The sequence below is a fragment of the Mesorhizobium sp. M0152 genome, from assembly GCF_040322415.1.
GTDB lineage: Bacteria > Pseudomonadota > Alphaproteobacteria > Rhizobiales > Rhizobiaceae > Mesorhizobium.
In genome coordinates, this window is record NZ_JAMYTH010000023.1 from 91985 (window position 1) to 110731 (window position 18747).

Genomic DNA, 18747 nt, shown 5'->3' on the forward strand with positions numbered 1-18747 from the left:
CAGGCCAGAGGGGGGCGCCGTAGAGCGCTGCCGGCAACCCAATTCTGCGAAGGCAGTCCCATGCGCATTCTCCTGACCAATGACGACGGCATTCATGCCGAGGGCCTGGCCTCGCTCGAACGCGTCGCGCGCACGCTGTCCGACGATGTCTGGGTGGTGGCGCCCGAGCAGGACCAGTCCGGCTACGCGCACTCGCTGTCGATCTCGGAGCCGCTGCGGCTGAGGAAAATCGGCGAGAAGCATTTTGCCGTTCGCGGCACGCCGACCGACTGCGTCATCATGGGCGTGAAGAAGATCCTGCCCGGCGCGCCCGACCTGATCCTGTCGGGCATCAATTCCGGCGCCAACATCGCCGACGACGTCACCTATTCGGGAACCGTCGCCGGCGCCATGGAAGGCGCGCTGCTCGGTATCAGGTCGATCGCGCTCAGCCAGGGCTACAGCACTGTCGGCGAGGACCGCGTCGTCCCTTACGAGACGACCGAGGCGCTGGCGCCGGCGCTGCTCAAGAAACTCGTCGCTGCGCCGCTGCCCGACGGCGTGCTGCTCAACGTCAATTTTCCCAACTGCCTTCCCGAAGAGGTCGCCGGCACCGTGGTCACTTCGCAAGGCAAGCTCGTGCACAGTCTGTGGGTCGACGAGCGCCGCGACGGACGCGGCCTGCCTTACTACTGGCTGCGCTTCGGCCGCGAGCCGGTCGAGGGCAAGCAAGGCACCGATCTCCACGCCTTGCGCAACCGGCTGGTGTCGGTGACGCCGTTGCAGCTCGACCTTACCGCGCATGAAATCCGTGACCAACTGAGCAAGGCGCTTGCATGAATCTGCCAATCGATGACCGCGAAGGCTTCGCCGCTTTTCTGCTGCGCCTGCGCGGCAGGGGAACGGTGCCGAAGCCGCTGATCGCGGCATTCGAGGCGACGCCACGGCGCGGCTTCCTGACCGCCCAGTTCCACCCCATCGCCTGGTCGGACCGGATGCTGCCGATCGAATGCGGCGAGGCGATCGAAGGCGCCGACATGCAGGCGGCGGTCATCGCGGCACTTGCCATCGAGGCGGGAAACCGCGTGCTGGAGATCGGCACCGGGTCCGGCTATACGGCCGCGGTGATGTCGCGGCTGGCGGCGCGGGTCGTCACCATCGACCGTTACAAGACGCTCGTTGAACAGGCCAGGCAGCGGTTCGAGGCGCTCGGTATCGGCAATGCCATCGCGCGCCAGGCGGATGGCTCCAACGGCCTGCCGAATGACGGGCCGTTCGATCGCATCGTCGCCTGGGCCGCGTTCGACAACCTGCCGCGCTTCCTGCTCGACCAATTGTCGAGCGGCGGCATCGTCATCGCCCCGATCGGCCCCGAGGAGGGCGAGCAGGTTCTGGCCAAGCTCACCAAGGTCGGCAGCCGTTTCGAGCGGGAGGATATCGGCCTGGTCCGGCTGCAGCCGATCCTGCGCAGCCTGGCGTCCGTCCTGTAGATTTCGCCCGCCCGCACGATCGCCGTGCGGGGCCAATTCGGCCTCAGGATATGCACCGCCAGCGCCCCGAAATATTTTAAGAAAATTTGCGTCTGATTCTAAGGGGTTAACCGACCAGTAACATTAACGCGCTTTAATCCTGTCCAGTTGGTTCAGCGTTTGTGCGGGTTAGTGCGATGCAATTCAGTGTTTTGAAGGCAAATAGTCGCAATCTGGCGCGGGGCTGCGCCGTTCTCATGATTGCGGGCGCCGCGGCGGGGTGCAGTTCCCAGGCCTCGCGGTTCAACAGCGTCGACGACGTCTTTACCTCCTCGACCAATAATCAGCGTACCATCATCAACAAGCAGGACGCCGTACAGCCCTATCCGGGCGATGTCGCGGCCGCTCCGCTCGATGGCGCCAATACACAATCTGTCGCCCGTTCCAGCCTCGAGCCGGTGTCGTCGCGGCCGCTGCCTCCGCCCGTCGCCCAGGCGCAACCGGCTCCCGCACTGGCTCCCGCGGCCAATCCGGTCCGCACCGCATCGGCCCCGGCCCTGGTGCGTCCGGCGCCTCATGTCGACCGGACGACGACCGGCACGGTGGCTCCCGCGGCAAAGCCGTTCAAGGATGCCCAGCCCGATGCGCCGAAAATGGCGACGGCGCATGCCACCGAGATCGTGGTCCGGGACGGCGAGACCATTTCGGGCCTGGCGCAGCACTATAAGGTGCCGGCCGACGTCATCATGAAGGTGAACGGCCTGAGCGCGACCAAGGGGCTGCGCTCCGGGCAGAAACTGATCATCCCAGCCTATGGCTATTCGAGCAAGGCCGAGCCGACGGTGGCAGACGCCAAGCCGGCGAAGGATGGCAAGCACGACCTGCCGGCGACCGCGCCGGAGAAGGTTGCCGTGCTGCCGCAGCAGCCCAAGCCTAAGGAAGGCAAGTCCGCTCAGGTCGGCGCGTCCGCCGCCGCGAACCAGCCGAAGGAGCCCAAGCCCGCACCGCAGGCCGCCGCCGCCAAGACGACCAATGCCGCTGGCACCTACACGGTCCAGTCGGGCGATTCGCTTTCCTCGATCGCCAGGAAGACCGGCGTCGGCGTCGTTGCGCTGAAGCAGGCCAACGGCATGCAGGACGGGTTGCTCAAGATCGGCCAGACCCTGAAGGTGCCGGCCGGCGGAACCGCGACGGTCGCCGCCGCCAAGCCGGCGAAGATCGATCCGGTGACCACGGCCACCACGCAGCCGCCCGCGAAGGCCACGCCGTCGGAAACGCTGGCGTCCTACACGCCGCCGAAGAAGGACACGAAGGTCATCCAGCAGGCCGAGGACGACGACGCCGTCGCGCCCGACGCCACCGGCATCGGCAAGATGCGCTGGCCGGTGCGCGGCCGCGTGATCTCCGGCTTCGGGTCGGGCAAGGACGGCGTCGATATCGCCGTGCCCTCGGGCACGCCGGTCAAGGCGGCCGAGAACGGCGTAGTCATCTATGCCGGCGACGGCCTCAAGGAATTCGGCAACACGGTGCTGGTGCGACACGAGAACGGCCTGGTCACGGTCTACGGCCATGCCAGCTCGATCGAGGTGCAGCGCGGCCAGAAGGTCAAGCGCGGCCAGGAGATCGCGCTGTCGGGCATGAGCGGCACGACGGACTCGCCGAAGCTGCACTTCGAAGTGCGTAAGAATTCGGCCCCGGTCGATCCGTCGGGCTATCTCGAATAGCCGGGCTATCTCGAATAGAACAAAAAAAGCGATTGCGGGCCGTCTGACCTCCAGTCCGGCCCGCCGGCTCAGCCCGTTCCGCAAGGAGCGGGCTTTTTCAGTTTGGCATCTTGCAGTTTCGGATATTCGACCCTTTGACTGGGTCTGATGTGCTTGCGTTGCCGAACTGCATGTCTTGGCGATTGGCGAAAACACACATCGCGTGGTCATCAACTCTGAGGGATCGTAGCATCTCGGAATTCGGGCCTACGGAGCGCCTCCTCATCCGCTGCATTTCTCGGCAGGCGTCACACAGGATCCTAGGGTCTGCGCCTAATCCTTCAGCGGCTTTCCAAGCCGGCCGGCGAGGTCCTGGGTGAATTGCCAGGCGACGCGGCCGGAGCGGCTGCCGCGCGTGGTCGCCCATTCCAACGCTTCGGCGCGCAGTTGCTCGGGGTCGACGGCAAGGCCGTGATAGCTGGCGTAGCCGTTGACCATGTCGAGATAGTCGTCCTGCGAGCATTTGTGGAAGCCGAGCCACAGGCCGAAACGATCGGACAGGGAAACCTTCTCCTCGACGGCCTCGGACGGGTTGATGGCGGTGGAGCGCTCATTGTCGATCATGTCGCGCGGCAACAGATGGCGGCGGTTCGAGGTGGCGTAGAAGATGACGTTGTCCGGACGGCCCTCGACGCCACCTTCGAGCGCGGCCTTCAGCGACTTGTAGGAGGTGTCGTCATGGTCGAAGGAGAGGTCGTCGCAAAACAGGATGAAGCGGTAGGGGGCCGCCTTGAGCAGCCCCATCAGCTTGGGCAGCGTGTCGATGTCCTCGCGGTGGATCTCGATAAGCTTCAAGGGCAGGTCGGACTTGGTCTTGGCGTTGATCTCGGCATGCACGGCTTTGACCAGCGACGATTTGCCCATGCCGCGCGCGCCCCACAACAGCACGTTGTTGGCCGGGTGGCCGGCGGCGAAGCGCTCGGTGTTGTCGACGAGGATGTCGCGCACGCGGTCGACGCCCCGGATCAGCCCGATGTCGACGCGGTTGACCTTGTGCACCGGCTCCAGATAGCCCGGATCGGCCTGCCAGACGAAGCAATCGGCCTCGCCAAGGTCGGTTTCGGGTACCGGCGGCGGGGCGAGGCGGCCGACCGCCTCGATCAGGCGGTCGAGTTTCTGGTTCAAGGCATCGAGGGTGCTGTCGGTCATGTCTGGCTTTGTCTTCGCGTTTGAAGTATGGACCCATCCGGTTCCGTCAGGTTCGAAACCGGTTCCAACTGTTTGTTCGAGCGTGATCTTTTCGCAAAACCGGCTCGCGCTTTTGGCGCTCATGCTCTAACACGCGCAAACAGGCCGGAAAAGCTGCCGATTTGCTGGGCAGCGCAGTTGCATTGACAACTTTACCGACTATATTCCGGCCAAATTTCGCGGGGCCGCCAAATTTCCGCAGGGATCGTTGGCGGCTGTCTTTCAAAATTCAGGAGTACCTCGATGTTCGTGACACCGGCATACGCGCAAGGCATTGGGGCTTCTCCCGACATGTTCATCAGCATTTTGCCGTTTGTCCTGATCTTCGTGATCATGTATTTTCTGATCATCCGCCCGCAGCGCACGCAGCTGAAGAAGCGCGGCGAGATGCTGGCGGCGGTTCGCCGCGGTGACACGGTGGTCACCGGCGGTGGCTTCGTCGGCAAGGTGACGAAGGTGATCGACGACAACGAACTCGAGATCGACCTCGGCGGCGGCACGAAGGTGACCGCGCTGCGCTCGACGATCGCCGACGTGCGCGTCAAGGGCGAACCGGTCGCCAACCAGAACGCCAAGAAATAACCAGATTCCAGGCGGAGCGATCCGCGGACACGCTCTGACGGACGACGCCCATATGCTTTATTTTTCGCGCTTCAAGATGATCCTGATCTGGGTGGCCGTGGCCATCACAGTGATCCTCGCCGCGCCCAATCTGTTCTCCGCCAGCACGCTGGCGCAACTGCCCAGCTGGGTGCCGAAGCGGCAAATGACGCTCGGCCTCGATTTGCAGGGCGGCTCGCACATCCTGCTGGAGATGAACCAGAACGACCTGATCAAGGATCGGCTCGAGACGACGCGCGACGAGATCCGGACGTTGCTGCGCGACGCCAAGATCGGCTACACCGGCCTCGGCGGCACGGGGCGCAACTTGCAGGTCCGCATAACCGATCCCAATCAGCTCGATGCCGCCAAGAAGGCGTTGAAGACCCTGACCGATCCGGTCGCAGCCGGCCTGTTCACCGGCGGTTCCATCCAGGAAATGTCGCTGGATGATTCCGAGCCCGGCCTGCTCAAATTCACTGTCACCGACGCCGGCATCAAGTACCGCACGTCGACCGCGTTGGCGCAGTCGATCGAGGTGGTCGAACGTCGCGTCAACGAGCTTGGCACGACCGAGCCCATCGTGCAGCGCCAGGGCGACGACCGTATCCTCGTCCAGGTGCCGGGCCTGCAGGACCCGCAACGGCTGAAGGAAATTCTCGGCCAGACCGCCAAGCTGACCTTCCAAATGGTCGACCAGTCGATGCCGGTGCAGGACGCGCTCAAGGGGCGTCCGCCCGCCGGCTCGTCGGTGCTCTATTCGCAGGACGATCCGCCGGTTCCTTATCTGATCGAGAACCGCGTCATCGTCTCGGGCGAAAATCTCGTCGACGCCCAGGCGACTTACAATTCGCAGAACAATGAGCCCGTGGTCTCGTTCCGCTTCGATTCGAAGGGCGCGGCGCGCTTCGGCCAGGCGACCTCGCAGAATGTCGGCAAGCTGTTCGCCATCATTCTCGACAACCAGGTGATTTCGGCGCCGCAGATCCGCGAGCCGATCCTTGGCGGCACCGGACAGATCTCCGGCAATTTCACCGCACAGAGCGCCAACGACCTCGCCGTGCTGCTGCGCGCCGGCGCACTGCCGGCGACGCTGACGGTGATCGAGGAACGCACGGTGGGCCCGGGACTCGGCCAGGATTCGATCCATGCCGGCAAGGTCGCCGGCATCATCGGCTCGATCCTCGTCGTCGCCTTCATGTTCGTTTCCTACGGCTTCCTCGGCTTCCTCGCCAACATCGCGCTGGCGGTACACGTGGCGATGATCGTCGGGCTGCTGTCGCTGCTCGGCGCGACGCTGACCTTGCCCGGCATCGCGGGTATCGTGCTGACCATCGGCATGGCGGTCGATTCCAACGTGTTGATCTATGAGCGCATCCGCGAGGAGCGGCGGGCCGGCCGCTCGGTGATCCAGGCGATCGACACCGGCTTCTCGAAGGCGCTGGCGACCATCGTCGATTCCAACGTCACCTCGCTCATCGCCACCGTGGTGCTGTTCTATCTCGGCACCGGCCCGGTGAAGGGCTTTGCCATCACCTATGCCATCGGCATCCTGACCACGGTCTTCACCGCCTTCACCTTCACCCGGCTGCTGGTCTCGATCTGGCTGCGTCGGGCTCGTCCGAAGGAGCTGCCGAAGGCTCCGGTGACCTTCGTCAAGCCCGGTACGAAAATCCCCTTCATGGGCATCCGTCGCTGGACGTTTGCGCTGTCAAGCACCCTGTCGATACTGTCCGTGGTGTTGTTCATGACCCTCGGCATCAATTACGGCATCGATTTCAAAGGCGGCTCACTGATCGAGGTGCAGGCCAAAGGTGGCAATGCCGATATCGCCGACATCAGAGGTCGACTGTCGGACCTCAACATCGGTGAGGTCCAGGTGCAGCAGTTCGGTGCGCCGAACGACGTGTTGATCCGCGTCGGCACTCAGGATGCAGGTGAGAACGCCGAGCAGACCGTGATCGACAAGGTACGCGGGGAACTGCAGGATCAGTACGATTTCCGCCGCGTCGAAGTGGTGGGCCCGACCGTTTCGGGAGAACTGGCCAAGCAAGGCACTATCGCCATGCTGGTCGCGCTGATCGGGATCCTGGTCTATGTCTGGTTCCGTTTCGAATGGCAGTTCGCGGTCGGCGCCATCGTGGCGACCGTGCACGACGTCGTCATGACGCTGGGTTTCTTCGTCATCACTGGGCTGGAATTCAACCAGTCGTCGCTGGCGGCGATCCTGACCATCATAGGCTATTCGCTGAACGACACGATCGTGGTCTATGACCGCGTTCGAGAGGATCTGCGAAAATACAAGAAGATGCCGCTGCCGCAGCTGCTGAACAACGCCATCAATGAGACGCTGTCGAGAACGACGCTGACCTCAGTGACGACCAGCTTGGCGCTGCTGGCGCTGGTGCTGTTCGGCGGCGAGGTGATCCGCTCCTTCACGTTGGCGATGCTGTTCGGCGTTGTCTTCGGCACTTATTCGTCGATTTTCATCGCGGCACCGCTGCTGATCCTGTTCAAGCTGCGGCCGCAAGCCACAGCCGACGAGGAGAAGCCGGTTGGCGGCGGTGGCAAAGCGGTCGCGACCTGACGCGCGGCCCCGAAGGGATGACAGAACGGTGACCGGCAAAGGCATCGTCATCCGCGAGGCGCACTTCCCGGGCCGTGCGCCGATCGAGGCCTACGGCAATGGCGGGTTCCGCTTTGCCGACATGTCGCATCGCGGCTCGCTGCTGTGCCTGCCATCGGGCATCCATGGCTGGGAGCCGGCTGATCCCCTGGCGTTGACGGTGGCTGATTTCGACAAGCTTCTGGCAGAGGCCGGCAAGGTCGAGATCCTGCTGGTCGGCATGGGCAGGGATCTGCGGCCGTTGCCGGCAGCGTTGCGGGCGGCGCTGAAGGCGGCTGGCATTGCCTCCGACCCGATGTCGACCGGTGCGGCGGTGCGGACCTACAATGTCCTTCTGGCGGAAGACCGCGCCGTGGCCGCCGCGCTCATCGCCGTCGATTGATATGTCCGAAATTAGCAAAATCGTCATGGACGCGGTGCGCGCGGCCGATCATGACCGCTATCTCACCGCGCTCTACGCACCGGCCGACAAGCGCGATGCGCTGTTTTCGCTCTATGCGTTCAATGCCGAGATCGCGGGCATTCGCGACCGCATTCATGGGCCGTTGCCGGGCGAGGTGCGGCTGCAATGGTGGCGCGACGTCATCGCCGCCGGCGGCGACGCGGGCGCCGGCCATCCCGTTGCCAGTTCCTTGAATGCGACCATTGCCGCGTTCAAGCTGCCGAAGGCGGCGTTCGAGAACATGCTCGAAGCGCGTATTTTCGACCTTTACGACGACCCAATGCCGTCGCGCACCGATCTCGAAGGCTATTGCGGCGAGACAGCGGCGGCACTCATCCAGCTTGCGGCGATGGTGCTCGATCCCATCGAGGCGCCACGGTTCGCGGAACTGGCGGGCAGGGCAGGCTGCGCGCAGGCGATGACCGGCCTGCTGCTGCTGTTGCCGCTGCACCGCAGGCGCGGACAGTGTTTTGTCCCGGCCGATATCCTGGCGGCGGCAGGCTCTTCGCCGGAGGAGTTCGTCGCCGGCGACGGTGGTCCCGGTGCGCGGCGCGCGGTGGCGGCGATGATCGCGCTGGCGCGCGAACATCTGTCCGTCTTCGAGAAGGGCGCCGCGGCATTGCCGGTTTCGCTGCGCGCGTCATTTCTGCCGCTCGCCCTGTCGCGCGCCTATCTGGCGAAAATCGAGCGTGGCTCGCCGCTCGACGGCGTGGCGCGGCTCGCGGCGTTGCGCCGGCATTGGCTGCTTGTGCGCCGTGCAGGCAAGGGCTGGCCGCCACTTTGACGTAAACGTCAATCGTGTTAAGACTTGCCGAGCCGTGAACTGTCGCCAAGACGACAGGCCGGCCCGGAGGAGATACCTCCGAAAGCCTGAAGGCAGCCTATGTCAGGCGAAATCCCGGTGAGGCGGGCAAGCCAGATTGCCGATGGCGAGTGCCGGGCCGGCCGAATAACAGGTTCGTTCGCTGCCGTTAAGAGGGGTCGCCCGAACCACTATCGCGCATCATCGTCTCGTAGTCGCGACCGCCATAAAAGACATTGACGACGTACACGAGATCCTTGTCGACGATGTAAGCGATGACAGCGGAATGCTCGAACGGAACCGTTCGCAGCCCCGGCACGATATCGTCGCGGGAACGACCGCCGCGAGGCGCATTGCCGATGCTCTGGCAGCGCACCTTGATCCGGTCGACAAACTGGTCGGCTGTGCTCTCGCTTCCGCTCCGATCCAGGACGTAAGCGGCAATCGATTCCAGATCGGTGATCGCGCTTTCGCTAAGAACGACGGCGAGACGCTGGATCATCGCTGTCTCTCGCCAGTTCCGAAATCCTGCTTTTTACTCTTGCGATTGCCTCATCCAGCGGAACGCCTGGCCTCGTATCCTCGATCGACGCCTTCACCCGCGCCCTGATCGAGGCCATGCGCTCGGCGTGCTCTTCCTCTTCGCGCTGGAAGACGCGAAGCGCGGCGCGGATGACCTCGCTCGCCGACCCGAAGGAGCCGTCCTCGACCTTCTCGCGGATCATGCGCGCCATGGCGGGCGTGACGGTGACCGACAGTTTCTCGGCGGATTCCATGGCGACCTCCTTCCAACGGAAAGTAGGATATTATCCTACTTTACGCCAATGATGCAACCAGAGCGATCTATTCCGCGGCCTCGGCCGTTTGCGCGGGCAGTCCCAGCCATTGCCGGCAATCGGCTCGCGCGCGCGATGTAATGGCGTGCCGCTTGGCCGACGTCTTGTCCTTGCCGCGCAGGCGCTTGCCTTCGGTTTTCGGCGCTTCCATTGGCGGGAACAGGCCGAAATTGACGTTCATCGGCTGAAACGAACGTTTCCCCGGTTCGTCATCGGACACGATGTGGCCGCCGGTGATGTGGTTGAGCAAGGCGCCGAAGGCGGTGGTGAGCGGCGGCAGGGACGGAGCATGGCCGAGCCGCTCGGCGGCGGCGAAGCGCCCGGCGAGCAAGCCGATCGCGGCACTTTCCACGTAACCTTCGCAACCGGTGATCTGGCCGGCGAAACGCAGGCCGGGCCGCGATTTCAGCTGCAGCGAGGCGTCGAGCAAGGTCGGCGAGTTGATGTAAGTGTTGCGGTGCAGGCCGCCGAGGCGGGCGAAGTCGGCGTTTTCCAGGCCCGGAATGGTGCGGAATATGCGCACCTGCTCGGCATGCTTCAATTTGGTCTGAAAGCCGACCATGTTGTAGAGCGTGCCCAGCGCATTGTCCTGCCGCAGTTGCACGACGGCATAGGCCTTGACCGTCGGATTGTGGGCGTTGGTCAGCCCCATCGGCTTCATCGGCCCGTAACGCAGCGTCTCGACGCCGCGCTCGGCCATGATCTCGATCGGCAGGCAGCCATCGAAATAGGGCGTGCCTTCCCATTGCTTGAACTCGGTTTTTTGGCCGTCGACCAGCGCCTGCACGAAGGCAAGGTACTGCTCCTTGTCCAGGGGGCAGTTGATGTAGTCCTTGCCGGTGCCGCCGGGCCCGACCTTGTCGTAGCGCGACTGGAACCAGCAGGTGTCCATGTCGATCGTGTCGAAATGGACGATCGGCGCGATGGCGTCGAAGAAGGCGAGCGCATCGGCGCCCGTGGCTTCGGCGATCGACTGGGCAAGCGAAAGCGCCGTCAGCGGACCGGTGGCGACGATCGCCTGGTCCCAGTCCGCCGGTGGCAGGCCGGGTACTTCCTCGCGCCGGATGGTGATCAGCGGGTGCGCTTCGAGCTTCTTCGTCACCGCTTCGGAGAAGCCGTCGCGGTCGACGGCCAGTGCGCCGCCGGCCGGCACCTGGTTGGCGTCGCCGGCGTTCATGATCAGCGAGCCGGCCAGCCGCATTTCGGCGTGCAGCAGGCCGACGGCGTTGTTGTCGGCGTCGTCGGAGCGGAAGGAATTGGAACAGACGAGTTCGGCCAGCCCATCGGTCTTGTGGGCATCTGTGCCGCGAACGGGCCGCATTTCATGCAGGATGACGGGCACGCCTACCTGCGCCGCCTGCCAGGCGGCTTCGGAGCCGGCGAGGCCGCCGCCGATGATATGGATGGGATTTTTGCTCATGAGCGCCGGAATAATCGCTTGGGGCAGCGATTGCAATTGCGGCGTTCACGCAGAGCGGACGCCGCTGACGCAAGCGAGCCCTGAAAACAACAACACCCGCCGGGGGAGGAGGTCCGGCGGGTGTCGTTTTTGGGGTCGACCCTCGGGAGGAGGTGAAGGCCGACCGTATTCGTCATCGCCGGGGAGGAGGTCGGCTTTGACGAAATCTCTTTCGCTATTTTCAAAAGGGGCGAAACCCTTTTTTGGAGCAAAATTCATTTGCTCCGGGGAAACAGCGCCCGCCGCGGGAGGAGGTGCGGCGGGCGCCGTTTTGGTGGCCAACCCTCGGGAGGAGGTGAAGGTTGGGCCTATTCGTCATCGCCGGGGAGGAGGTCGGCTCTGACGAAATCTCTTTCGCTATTCTCAAAAGGGGCGAAACCCTTTTGGAGCAAAATTCATTTGCTCCGGGAAACAACGCCCGCCGCGGGAGGAGGTTGCGGCGGGCGCCGTTTTTGTGGTCAACCCTTGGGAGGAGGATAAGGGCTGGCCGTCTTCGCTGCGGTCGGGGAGGAGGTCGACCCCAGCGAAATTCCTGTGTTACATCGCCTTGCGGGCGATGATCTTGATTTCGTCGCGGACGATACCGAGATCATGCAGCTGGCGGTTGGAAAGGCGACCCAGCTCGGTAACCGTCTCGCGATATACGCGCCAGTTACGATAGTTGCGGATCAGGTTCATTGTCGTTCTCTTCTTCAAAACTGGTTTCGGACCATTTGCGGTCCGAAGGATTAGACCGCCTTGCGAGCGACGTAAGGAATGTCGCTGCGGCTGATGCCGAGGTCGACCAATTCACGGTTGCTCAGGCGGCTCAGCTCGGAGACAGTGTCCCGGTAGCGGCGCCAGTTGCGGTAGTTGCGGATCAGGTTCATGGTATTCTCGTTTCGTCTTTCTTCGGATCATTCCGTCTCTTGTACGCAGCATAGATAGGCGGGCTCATATCGATTTAAAAGCGCTATGGCTGCATGGCAGCAATGCAAATTGTGCAATGCAACATTAACGCGGCTTCACGGACCTGACACAAAGAATCCAGAATCAGAAAGTGCCGTGACGTCAACGGTTTGGCCGTTTCGGTTGAAAGCCGACATGGAAAGGGAGGGGGCGATATGGCAAGCTATTCGACACGGGTGAGGTCGGATATCGCGCGGTGGCGGCAGGGCGGCCTGATCAACGCCGCGACAGCCGATATCCTTGCGCGCGACATCGAGGCCAACGCGCGCAACTCACTCAGCTTCGGTTCGATCCTGGCGATGATGGCGGCCTTGCTGTTCGGCGCGGCGATCCTGATCTTCGTCGCCGCCAACTGGGAAGCAATCCCGCGGCTGGCGCGGGTCGCCGCACTGTTTGCCATCATCCTTGGCGGCTATGTCGGCGGCGCGGTTTTGAAGACGCGCGACCATGCGGCAATCGGCGAGGCATTGTGGATCGTGGCGGCCGCGGCATTCGGCGGTTCGATCGCGCTGATCGGCCAGATGTATCACCTCTCCGGCGACGAGGCCTCGGCCCTGGTCACCTGGGGCGCCGGTACCGCATTGGCGGCCGTGGCGCTGCGCTCGAACCCGCTGACCGTCGCTGCGGTCGGCATCGCCGATGCCTGGCTGTTCCTGAAAGGGTTCGACTATTTCACCCGCAACGAATTTCCGCATCTCTTCGTCGTCATGGCGGCCGTGCTGTTCGCCGTTTCGTTCTGGACCCGCAGCCAGCCGGCCCGGCACCTGATCATCCTGTCGCTGCTCTTCTATGTCATGCTGCTGGCTATGGATCACGCGACGCTGCCGGTGGCGATCCCCCTGGTCATCGCATCGGTCGCGCTTTTCGCGGCTTCCGTCCTGGCGCCGGAGCCGGCCGACGCGATCGTTCGGCTCGGCGGCCGCTTGCCCTTGCACGCGCTGCTCGGTTTCCTCACCGGCCTGGCCATCATCCAGTTCGAACTGGCCGACGAGAGCAGCTACGCCAGCGGCTTCGCTATCGCCTCCGTTGTGGCGCTCGCCGGTATCGTCGGGGCGATCGTGCTGGCGGGGCGGGAGAGCCGGGGACTGCGCTGGCTCGCCTATCTCGGCTTCGCCTTCGAACTTGCCATAATCTATGTGGTGACCTTGCAATCGATGCTCGACACGGCCGGCTTCTTCCTTGCCGCGGCGGTGCTGCTCGGCCTTCTTGCCATCGTCATCATCCGCGTCGAAAAGCGCATGAAGGGCCCAGCCACCGAAGGAGCCGCGGCATGATGACCGGAAAGAGACTAATCGTCTCGGCGCTGGTGCTGGCGCTTGTCCAGATAGGCTTCCTGAGCTGGATCATCGCCGGCCGGGCGGCGATCCTGCGCAGCGGCAAGGACGTGCTCCTGAAGGTCGAACCCGTCGATCCGCGCGATCTGCTGCGCGGCGACTATATTACCCTCGGCTACGAGATCTCGCGCATTCCGGTGAAGATGATCGCCGACATACCCGCCGGCAAATTCTCCAGCGACGACACCTCGATCGTCGTCAGGCTGAAGCAGGGCGCCAACGGCTACTGGACGCCGACCACCGCCTGGTTCGGTAAGGCGCCGGCACCCGCCGCGACCGACGAGGCCGATATATCGGGCCACGTCGCCCAGGGCTGGGATCTTCGCGGCGAAGGCATGACCATCGCGCCGGACTACGGCATCGAGCGCTTCTATCTGCCGGAAGGCGAGGGCATGGCGATCCAGAACGACATGCGGGTGCGCCCGTTCGGCATAAGGCTTGCGCTCTCCGCGAACGGCACCGCCCAGATCAAGGCGCTGGTGGATGGCGACAAGACGCTGTTCGAGGAACCGCTTTATTAGAGCGCGAAAACCTCATCGCGTTGGCTCTCCGAAGGGATTGAAATAATGCGTCGGCGCGCAGAATCTCGGCGGCGAAGGGGAAGGGGTGGTGCGGGTAGAGGGACTCGAACCCCCACGTTCTCACGCCAGAACCTAAATCTGGTGCGTCTACCAATTCCGCCATACCCGCCGATCTGGTGACCTATGCCACGTCTATGTCACAAGCCATGTTACAAGTTCAAGGGCGATAACGCCGCGTCGTGGGTCGGTCTGAATTTTCCCTTCTCCAGAACCACTGGACCGCGATCATGGTTCCGACAGGTCATCTACCAGTTCCGGCCACATCCGCATTGTCCGGCAATCCCGTGTAGCCATCATTCCGTCAATGTCAGAGACAAGATGTTGGGTGAGGGCCGAGATATTGCTCATTCGCCGAAACGCGAAGATGGTTGAAAATTAAGCTCGCCTGTGACAAAAGGCGTGTCGAATGTGACGAGACGCGACGATCCGCTTCTGCAAAATGTGATAAGAAGTAGGAAAAACAAAAACTTATTCACATTTTGGAACGCAGCTCGGGAGAGTTTGAGCCGTATTTTCGGTCAAATCGCCAGCTTCCGTACCAAAAGCCATTTCCGGCAAGAATTACCGGCAGGCTGTGAGCGGCAGAAAGCCGCTTTGCAGCCTCATTGGTGAAAACAAAGGTTTTACGATGCAGGTCACCGAAACACTCAACTCCGGTCTCAAGCGCGAGATCAAGATCACCGTGCCGGCCGGTGACATGGAAGCCAAGCTGATGGCGCGGCTGTCGGACGCCAGGAACAAGGTCCGCATCAACGGCTTCCGCCCGGGCAAGGTGCCGGTGCAGCACCTGCGCAAGGTCTACGGCAAGTCGTTCATGGCCGAAGTGGTCAACGAGATCCTCAACGATTCGACCCGTTCGATCATTTCGGGCCGCGGCGAAAAGGCCGCCATGCAGCCCGAAGTCATCATGACCGAGGACGAGAAGGAGGCCGAGAAGATCCTGGCCGGCGGCGCCGATTTCGAATTCCGCCTGAATTACGAAGTCATCCCGGCGATCGAGATCAAGGATTTCTCCGACATCAAAGTGACACGCCCAGTGTTCGACGTGCCTGACACCGAGATCGACGAGCAGGTCAAGCGCGTTGCCGAATCGGCGCGCAGCTACGAGCCGAAGACCGGCAAGGCCGCCGAGGGCGACCGCGTGACCATCGACTATCTCGGCAAGATCGACGGCGAGGCCTTTGCCGGCGGCGCCGGCACCGATCAGCCGCTGGTGCTGGGCTCCAAGGAGTTCATTCCCGGTTTCGAGGACCAGCTGGTCGGCAGCAAGGCCGGCGACGAAAAGCAGGTCACCGTGACGTTCCCGGAAAACTACCAGGCGGCGCATCTGGCCGGCAAGGAAGCGACCTTCGACGTTACCGTCAAGGAAGTGTCGAAGCCCGGTGAGCTGGAAATCAACGACGAGACCGCCAAGAACCTCGGCCTGGAATCGCTGGAGCGCCTGCGCGAGATCGTGCGCGGCCAGATCGAGAACCAGTTCGGCTCGATGACGCGCCAGAAGGTCAAGCGCCAGCTGCTCGACCAGCTCGACGCGGCCTACTCGTTCGAGGCGCCGTCGAAGCTCGTCGACGCCGAGTTCGACAATATCTGGGCGCAGGTCAACCGCGATCTGGAAGCCGCCGGCCGCACTTTCGCCGATGAAGAGACGACCGAAGAAGAGGCGCGCGCCGAATATTTGCGCCTTGCCGAACGCCGCGTGCGCCTCGGCCTGGTGCTTGCCGAGATCGGCGAGAAGGCCGGCGTCACGGTGTCGGACGAGGAGTTGCAGCGCGGCCTGTTCGAGCAGGTTCGCCGCTTCCCGGCCAACCAGCAGCAGGAAGCCTTCGAGTTCTATCGCAGCAATCCCGAGGCGCTGAATGCACTGCGGGCGCCGATGTTCGAGGAGAAGGTGGTCGATCACCTGCTCGGCCAGATCTCGGTCACCGACGTCAAGGTCAGCAAGGAAGAGCTGATGGCCGACGACGAGGAAGCGGAAACCGCGACCAAGGTGAAGCCGGCGAAGAAGGCCGCCGCAAAAAAGGCTGACGACAAGAAGGCCGACGAGGCGGAAGAGCCGAAGAAGAAGGCCGCGCCGAAGAAGAAGGCCGCCAAGAACGCCGAATAAATTTCCGCTTGATGGAATCGACGAAGGCCGCCCTCGAGGCGGCCTTTTTTCGTTGCGAAACTGCAACAGCCGGTATGCTTCGTGGGCAGCGGCACTTGGCGATACCAGGCGTTGATCATTATCTGCGCTTCTGCTGCAAACCTTAATGGTTCCTGGAGGGGGCGTTGAGCCTATTCTTCGAAACGGGGCGTGTCGTCGCCTTGGCACTCGTTCTGGCCTTCACCTGTAATTTCGCCCAAGCCGAGGCGATCACGGGTGACTGGCGTTTCGCCACGGATGATGACGGCCTCGTCACGGCTTCGCTCCATGCCACCAACAAGCTGATCACCGGCGGCGGGGCCTTGAGCTACAGCCCGGTCCTGACCATTGCCTGCCGGGCAAACAGCGAACCGCGCTGGACGGAGTGGCTCCAGTTGAACGACGCCGTTTCGGCCAGCCGCAAGGTCACCATGTCGGTCACCGTCGATACCGGCAACAAGGTCGACGAGAGCTGGTTGGTCGGCCCGCGCGGCAGGATGCTTGTCCGTGACGGCGCCGATGGCGTCCGGCGGCTTGCCGCTGCGAGCCGGCTGTCGCTTTCCTGGCGGTTCGGATTGCTGTCCGGGCGCGGCCAGGCGGATTTCGACCTTGCCGGATTTGAGCAGGCGGTCGAGCAGATTGCCGGAACTTGCCAGACGGACCCGCCCTGAACGGATCCGCCGGAGCGCCTTCGCCGGCGGTGTCCGTCCCGCCTACTTCAGCAGGCCGACCAGAACGTCGAAGGCGGCGTCGCCGCAGATACCCCACGCCCAGGCGCGATGGTCAACACTCGGCGAGCCACCGCCTCGCGCGGGCTAGTCGCGGAGGGATGGGCTTGCGATCATCAGGCGGGGAGAGTCACGCAGCAGCAGGCGCGATCCGACCTCCACGATAGACCTGATCGCTGGGAGCAGCTCCTGCCCCAATGAGGTCAGCTCATACTCCACGGTCGGCGGCGATGTCGGCATCACGTGGCGTGCGAGGACGCCGCGCTCCTCGAGATCGCGCAACCTGCCGGTCAGCACCTTAGCCGAAATGGCTGGGATATCGCGGCGCAATTCGGAGAACCGGCGCGGTCCGTCGCTCAAGGACCAGAGCACCTCGGGTGTCCAGCACCCGCCAAGCAGCGCCATGCACTTAGACATGGGGCAGCCGGGAAGCGCCTTCACCTTCGTTCGCATCCTGAGGACCATCGCGCATCTTCCATGGGAGTTTCCAGTTGGTTACCGGAAAATGATGGTAACCACAAGATACGTGGTTTCCGATGGTAACGAGAGCCGCTATCTGAGGCTCTCAATCCATCCAACCACGAAATGGACAGAACGATGTACGCAATAACTGGAGCAACAGGACAGCTTGGCCGTCTCGTGATCGACGCACTGCTGAAGACAGTTCCGGCCGACCGGATTGTGGCGGCGGTTCGCGATCCGGCAAAGGCCAGCGATCTTGCCCAACGCGGCGTAGTCGTGCGGGAGGCGGACTATAATCGTCCCGACACGCTCCCGATGGCACTGGCCGGCGTCGATAGACTGCTGCTGATTTCCTCGACCGAAGTCAACGGCCGCTTGCCGCAGCATCGGTCAGTGATCAAGGCCGCCCAACGGGTGGGCGTTTCGCTGATCGCTTACACGAGCATGCTGCATGCGGACACGTCTCCCGCGAGGCTCGCGGTCGAACATCGGCAGACGGAGGAGGTCATCGCGGCCTCGGGCCTGCCCGCCGTCATCCTGCGCAACGGCTGGTACACCGAGAACCATCTGATGGCGCTCCCGGCGGCTCTGGAGCACGGCGCCTTCATCGGCGCCGCAAATGAGGGGCGCTTCTCGTCCGCGGCACGGCAGGACTATGCCGAGGCCGCGGCCGTGGTGCTGACGAGCGAGGATCAAGCGGGGAGGACTTACGAGCTCGCCGCGGACCAAGCCTTCACGCTCGCCGAGCTTGCGGCGAAGGTTTCGCGGCAATCGGGCAAGGCGATCGCCTACAATGATCTTGCCGGGGCGGTCTATGAGGGTGTGTTGACAAGCGCCGGGCTGCCCGCCGATCTCGCCGCTATCCTGGCCGATGCCGACATTGCAGCCTCACGCGGAGCGTTGTTCGATGACGGCGGCGCCATGAGCCGGCTGATCGGTCGACCGACAACGCCACTGGAGAGCGTCGTTGCGGCAGCATTGCGCGGTTGAAACCGAGATGAGTGTTCACATCACCAAAGGATCAGAGGACCGTCTGTCGCTCGTGCCACAGGTAATTCAAGCGACTAGATCAGCAGCAAGCCCTTCATGCTGGAATGGCCTTTGCGCCCGATGATGATGTGGTCGTGCACGGCCACGCCCAGCCGCTTGGCCGCGTCGATGATCTCCTTCGTCATCTCGATATCGGCGCACGATGGCGTCGGGTCGCCTGACGGATGGTTGTGGATCAATCTTTCCAGCTATGGCACGGGGTCTTGGATAACGTTTCCGTTCTCCATCCGATCCAACGTTCCGTCATAGAGAGCGATCGGTGGATGGCCGCCTGGGTCCGTCAGCACGTCGAGCAACGCCACGGCATCGGATTCAGCCGCACGATCGAACGCGGCGTCCAGGTCGCTCGCGCGCTCCA

General features: G+C 63.3%; 19 protein-coding genes, 1 tRNA gene and 2 pseudogenes. 13 read left to right on the forward strand and 9 right to left on the reverse strand.

Features of this window, described 5'->3' with window-relative positions:
* The first annotated feature begins 60 nt into the window (after window positions 1-60).
* The 3 genes from surE to NKJ26_RS22075 all read left to right on the forward strand — a co-directional run bounded on the left by surE (window position 61) and on the right by NKJ26_RS22075 (window position 3172).
* Entirely contained in the window at window positions 61-819 is a 759-nt protein-coding gene (surE, locus tag NKJ26_RS22065) for a 5'/3'-nucleotidase SurE (RefSeq protein ID WP_352697094.1), read from the forward strand.
* Window positions 816-1469, forward strand: coding sequence for a protein-L-isoaspartate(D-aspartate) O-methyltransferase (locus NKJ26_RS22070; protein WP_352607077.1), 654 nt, complete (start codon window positions 816-818; stop codon window positions 1467-1469). The genes surE and NKJ26_RS22070 overlap by 4 nt, the downstream gene beginning before the upstream one ends.
* 176 nt (window positions 1470-1645) lie before the next feature.
* Window positions 1646-3172: a peptidoglycan DD-metalloendopeptidase family protein gene (locus NKJ26_RS22075; RefSeq protein ID WP_352697096.1), complete on the forward strand. Its 1527-nt coding sequence runs from the start codon at window positions 1646-1648 to the stop codon at window positions 3170-3172.
* 312 nt (window positions 3173-3484) lie between these two features.
* On the opposite strand, the gene NKJ26_RS22080 is transcribed toward NKJ26_RS22075, so the two are convergent.
* Complete coding sequence (locus NKJ26_RS22080) at window positions 3485-4360, reverse strand: ATP-binding protein (RefSeq protein WP_352697098.1); 876 nt, start codon at window positions 4358-4360, stop codon at window positions 3485-3487.
* Window positions 4361-4642: 282 nt separating this feature from the next.
* On the opposite strand from NKJ26_RS22080, the gene yajC reads away from it, so the two are divergent.
* The 5 genes and pseudogenes from yajC to NKJ26_RS33620 form a co-directional block, all read left to right on the forward strand.
* Window positions 4643-4981 (forward strand): preprotein translocase subunit YajC, encoded by a 339-nt coding sequence (gene yajC, locus NKJ26_RS22085; RefSeq protein ID WP_027024896.1) that lies wholly within the window; start codon window positions 4643-4645, stop codon window positions 4979-4981.
* Between the two features lie 52 nt (window positions 4982-5033).
* Window positions 5034-7586, forward strand: coding sequence for a protein translocase subunit SecDF (gene secDF, locus NKJ26_RS22090; protein WP_352607083.1), 2553 nt, complete (start codon window positions 5034-5036; stop codon window positions 7584-7586).
* Between the two features lie 28 nt (window positions 7587-7614).
* Window positions 7615-8007 (forward strand): Mth938-like domain-containing protein, encoded by a 393-nt coding sequence (locus NKJ26_RS22095; protein WP_352607085.1) that lies wholly within the window; start codon window positions 7615-7617, stop codon window positions 8005-8007.
* 1 nt (window position 8008) lies between these two features.
* The gene (locus NKJ26_RS22100) at window positions 8009-8851 is read left to right on the forward strand and encodes a phytoene/squalene synthase family protein (RefSeq protein WP_352697100.1); all 843 of its coding nucleotides are present in this window, start codon (window positions 8009-8011) and stop codon (window positions 8849-8851) included.
* 71 nt (window positions 8852-8922) lie between these two features.
* A pseudogene (locus tag NKJ26_RS33620) lies at window positions 8923-9020 on the forward strand (sterol desaturase family protein); the annotation flags it as partial.
* Window positions 9021-9038: 18 nt separating this feature from the next.
* On the opposite strand, the gene NKJ26_RS22105 reads toward NKJ26_RS33620, so the two are convergent.
* From NKJ26_RS22105 to NKJ26_RS22125, 5 genes are all read right to left on the reverse strand, one after another.
* Window positions 9039-9371, reverse strand: coding sequence for a type II toxin-antitoxin system RelE/ParE family toxin (locus NKJ26_RS22105; protein ID WP_352607093.1), 333 nt, complete (start codon window positions 9369-9371; stop codon window positions 9039-9041).
* The gene (locus NKJ26_RS22110) at window positions 9343-9645 is read right to left on the reverse strand and encodes a type II toxin-antitoxin system ParD family antitoxin (protein WP_352607095.1); all 303 of its coding nucleotides are present in this window, start codon (window positions 9643-9645) and stop codon (window positions 9343-9345) included. Before NKJ26_RS22110 ends, NKJ26_RS22105 begins: the two co-directional genes overlap by 29 nt.
* A 67-nt stretch (window positions 9646-9712) precedes the next feature.
* Window positions 9713-11125, reverse strand: a complete 1413-nt coding sequence (gene trmFO, locus NKJ26_RS22115; RefSeq protein ID WP_352607097.1) for a methylenetetrahydrofolate--tRNA-(uracil(54)-C(5))-methyltransferase (FADH(2)-oxidizing) TrmFO — start codon at window positions 11123-11125, stop codon at window positions 9713-9715.
* Between the two features lie 576 nt (window positions 11126-11701).
* A complete protein-coding gene (locus NKJ26_RS22120) occupies window positions 11702-11842 on the reverse strand; it encodes a DUF1127 domain-containing protein (protein WP_352607099.1) in 141 nt (46 codons plus the stop codon).
* Between the two features lie 50 nt (window positions 11843-11892).
* Window positions 11893-12033 carry a DUF1127 domain-containing protein gene (locus NKJ26_RS22125; protein ID WP_081689447.1) on the reverse strand — a complete coding sequence of 47 codons (141 nt, stop codon included), beginning with the start codon at window positions 12031-12033 and terminating at the stop codon, window positions 11893-11895.
* 234 nt (window positions 12034-12267) lie between these two features.
* Here NKJ26_RS22125 and NKJ26_RS22130 point away from each other — a divergent pair, with 234 nt between their 5' ends.
* Both NKJ26_RS22130 and NKJ26_RS22135 read left to right on the forward strand, forming a co-directional pair.
* The gene (locus NKJ26_RS22130; protein ID WP_352607102.1) at window positions 12268-13386 is read left to right on the forward strand and encodes a DUF2157 domain-containing protein; all 1119 of its coding nucleotides are present in this window, start codon (window positions 12268-12270) and stop codon (window positions 13384-13386) included.
* Window positions 13383-13967 (forward strand): GDYXXLXY domain-containing protein, encoded by a 585-nt coding sequence (locus NKJ26_RS22135; protein WP_352607104.1) that lies wholly within the window; start codon window positions 13383-13385, stop codon window positions 13965-13967. The genes NKJ26_RS22130 and NKJ26_RS22135 overlap by 4 nt, the downstream gene beginning before the upstream one ends.
* An 86-nt stretch (window positions 13968-14053) precedes the next feature.
* Here the strand turns inward: NKJ26_RS22135 and NKJ26_RS22140 are convergent.
* A tRNA-Leu gene (locus tag NKJ26_RS22140) sits at window positions 14054-14136 on the reverse strand.
* Window positions 14137-14655: 519 nt separating this feature from the next.
* Here NKJ26_RS22140 and tig point away from each other — a divergent pair.
* Together tig and NKJ26_RS22150 are read left to right on the forward strand one after the other, a co-directional pair.
* Window positions 14656-16131: a trigger factor gene (gene tig / locus NKJ26_RS22145; protein WP_352697104.1), complete on the forward strand. Its 1476-nt coding sequence runs from the start codon at window positions 14656-14658 to the stop codon at window positions 16129-16131.
* A gap of 164 nt (window positions 16132-16295) precedes the next feature.
* A complete protein-coding gene (locus NKJ26_RS22150) occupies window positions 16296-16820 on the forward strand; it encodes a hypothetical protein (protein WP_352598947.1) in 525 nt (174 codons plus the stop codon).
* A 144-nt stretch (window positions 16821-16964) separates the two neighbouring features.
* On the opposite strand, the gene NKJ26_RS22155 is transcribed toward NKJ26_RS22150, so the two are convergent.
* Window positions 16965-17342 (reverse strand): winged helix-turn-helix transcriptional regulator, encoded by a 378-nt coding sequence (locus NKJ26_RS22155; protein ID WP_352697106.1) that lies wholly within the window; start codon window positions 17340-17342, stop codon window positions 16965-16967.
* Window positions 17343-17474: 132 nt separating this feature from the next.
* Between NKJ26_RS22155 and NKJ26_RS22160 the strand changes: the two genes are divergently transcribed.
* A complete protein-coding gene (locus NKJ26_RS22160; RefSeq protein ID WP_352697108.1) occupies window positions 17475-18329 on the forward strand; it encodes an SDR family oxidoreductase in 855 nt (284 codons plus the stop codon).
* Window positions 18330-18403: 74 nt separating this feature from the next.
* Here NKJ26_RS22160 and NKJ26_RS22165 read toward each other — a convergent pair.
* Window positions 18404-18568: pseudogene (locus NKJ26_RS22165) on the reverse strand (JAB domain-containing protein); the annotation flags it as partial.
* Window positions 18569-18747: the final 179 nt, after the last annotated feature.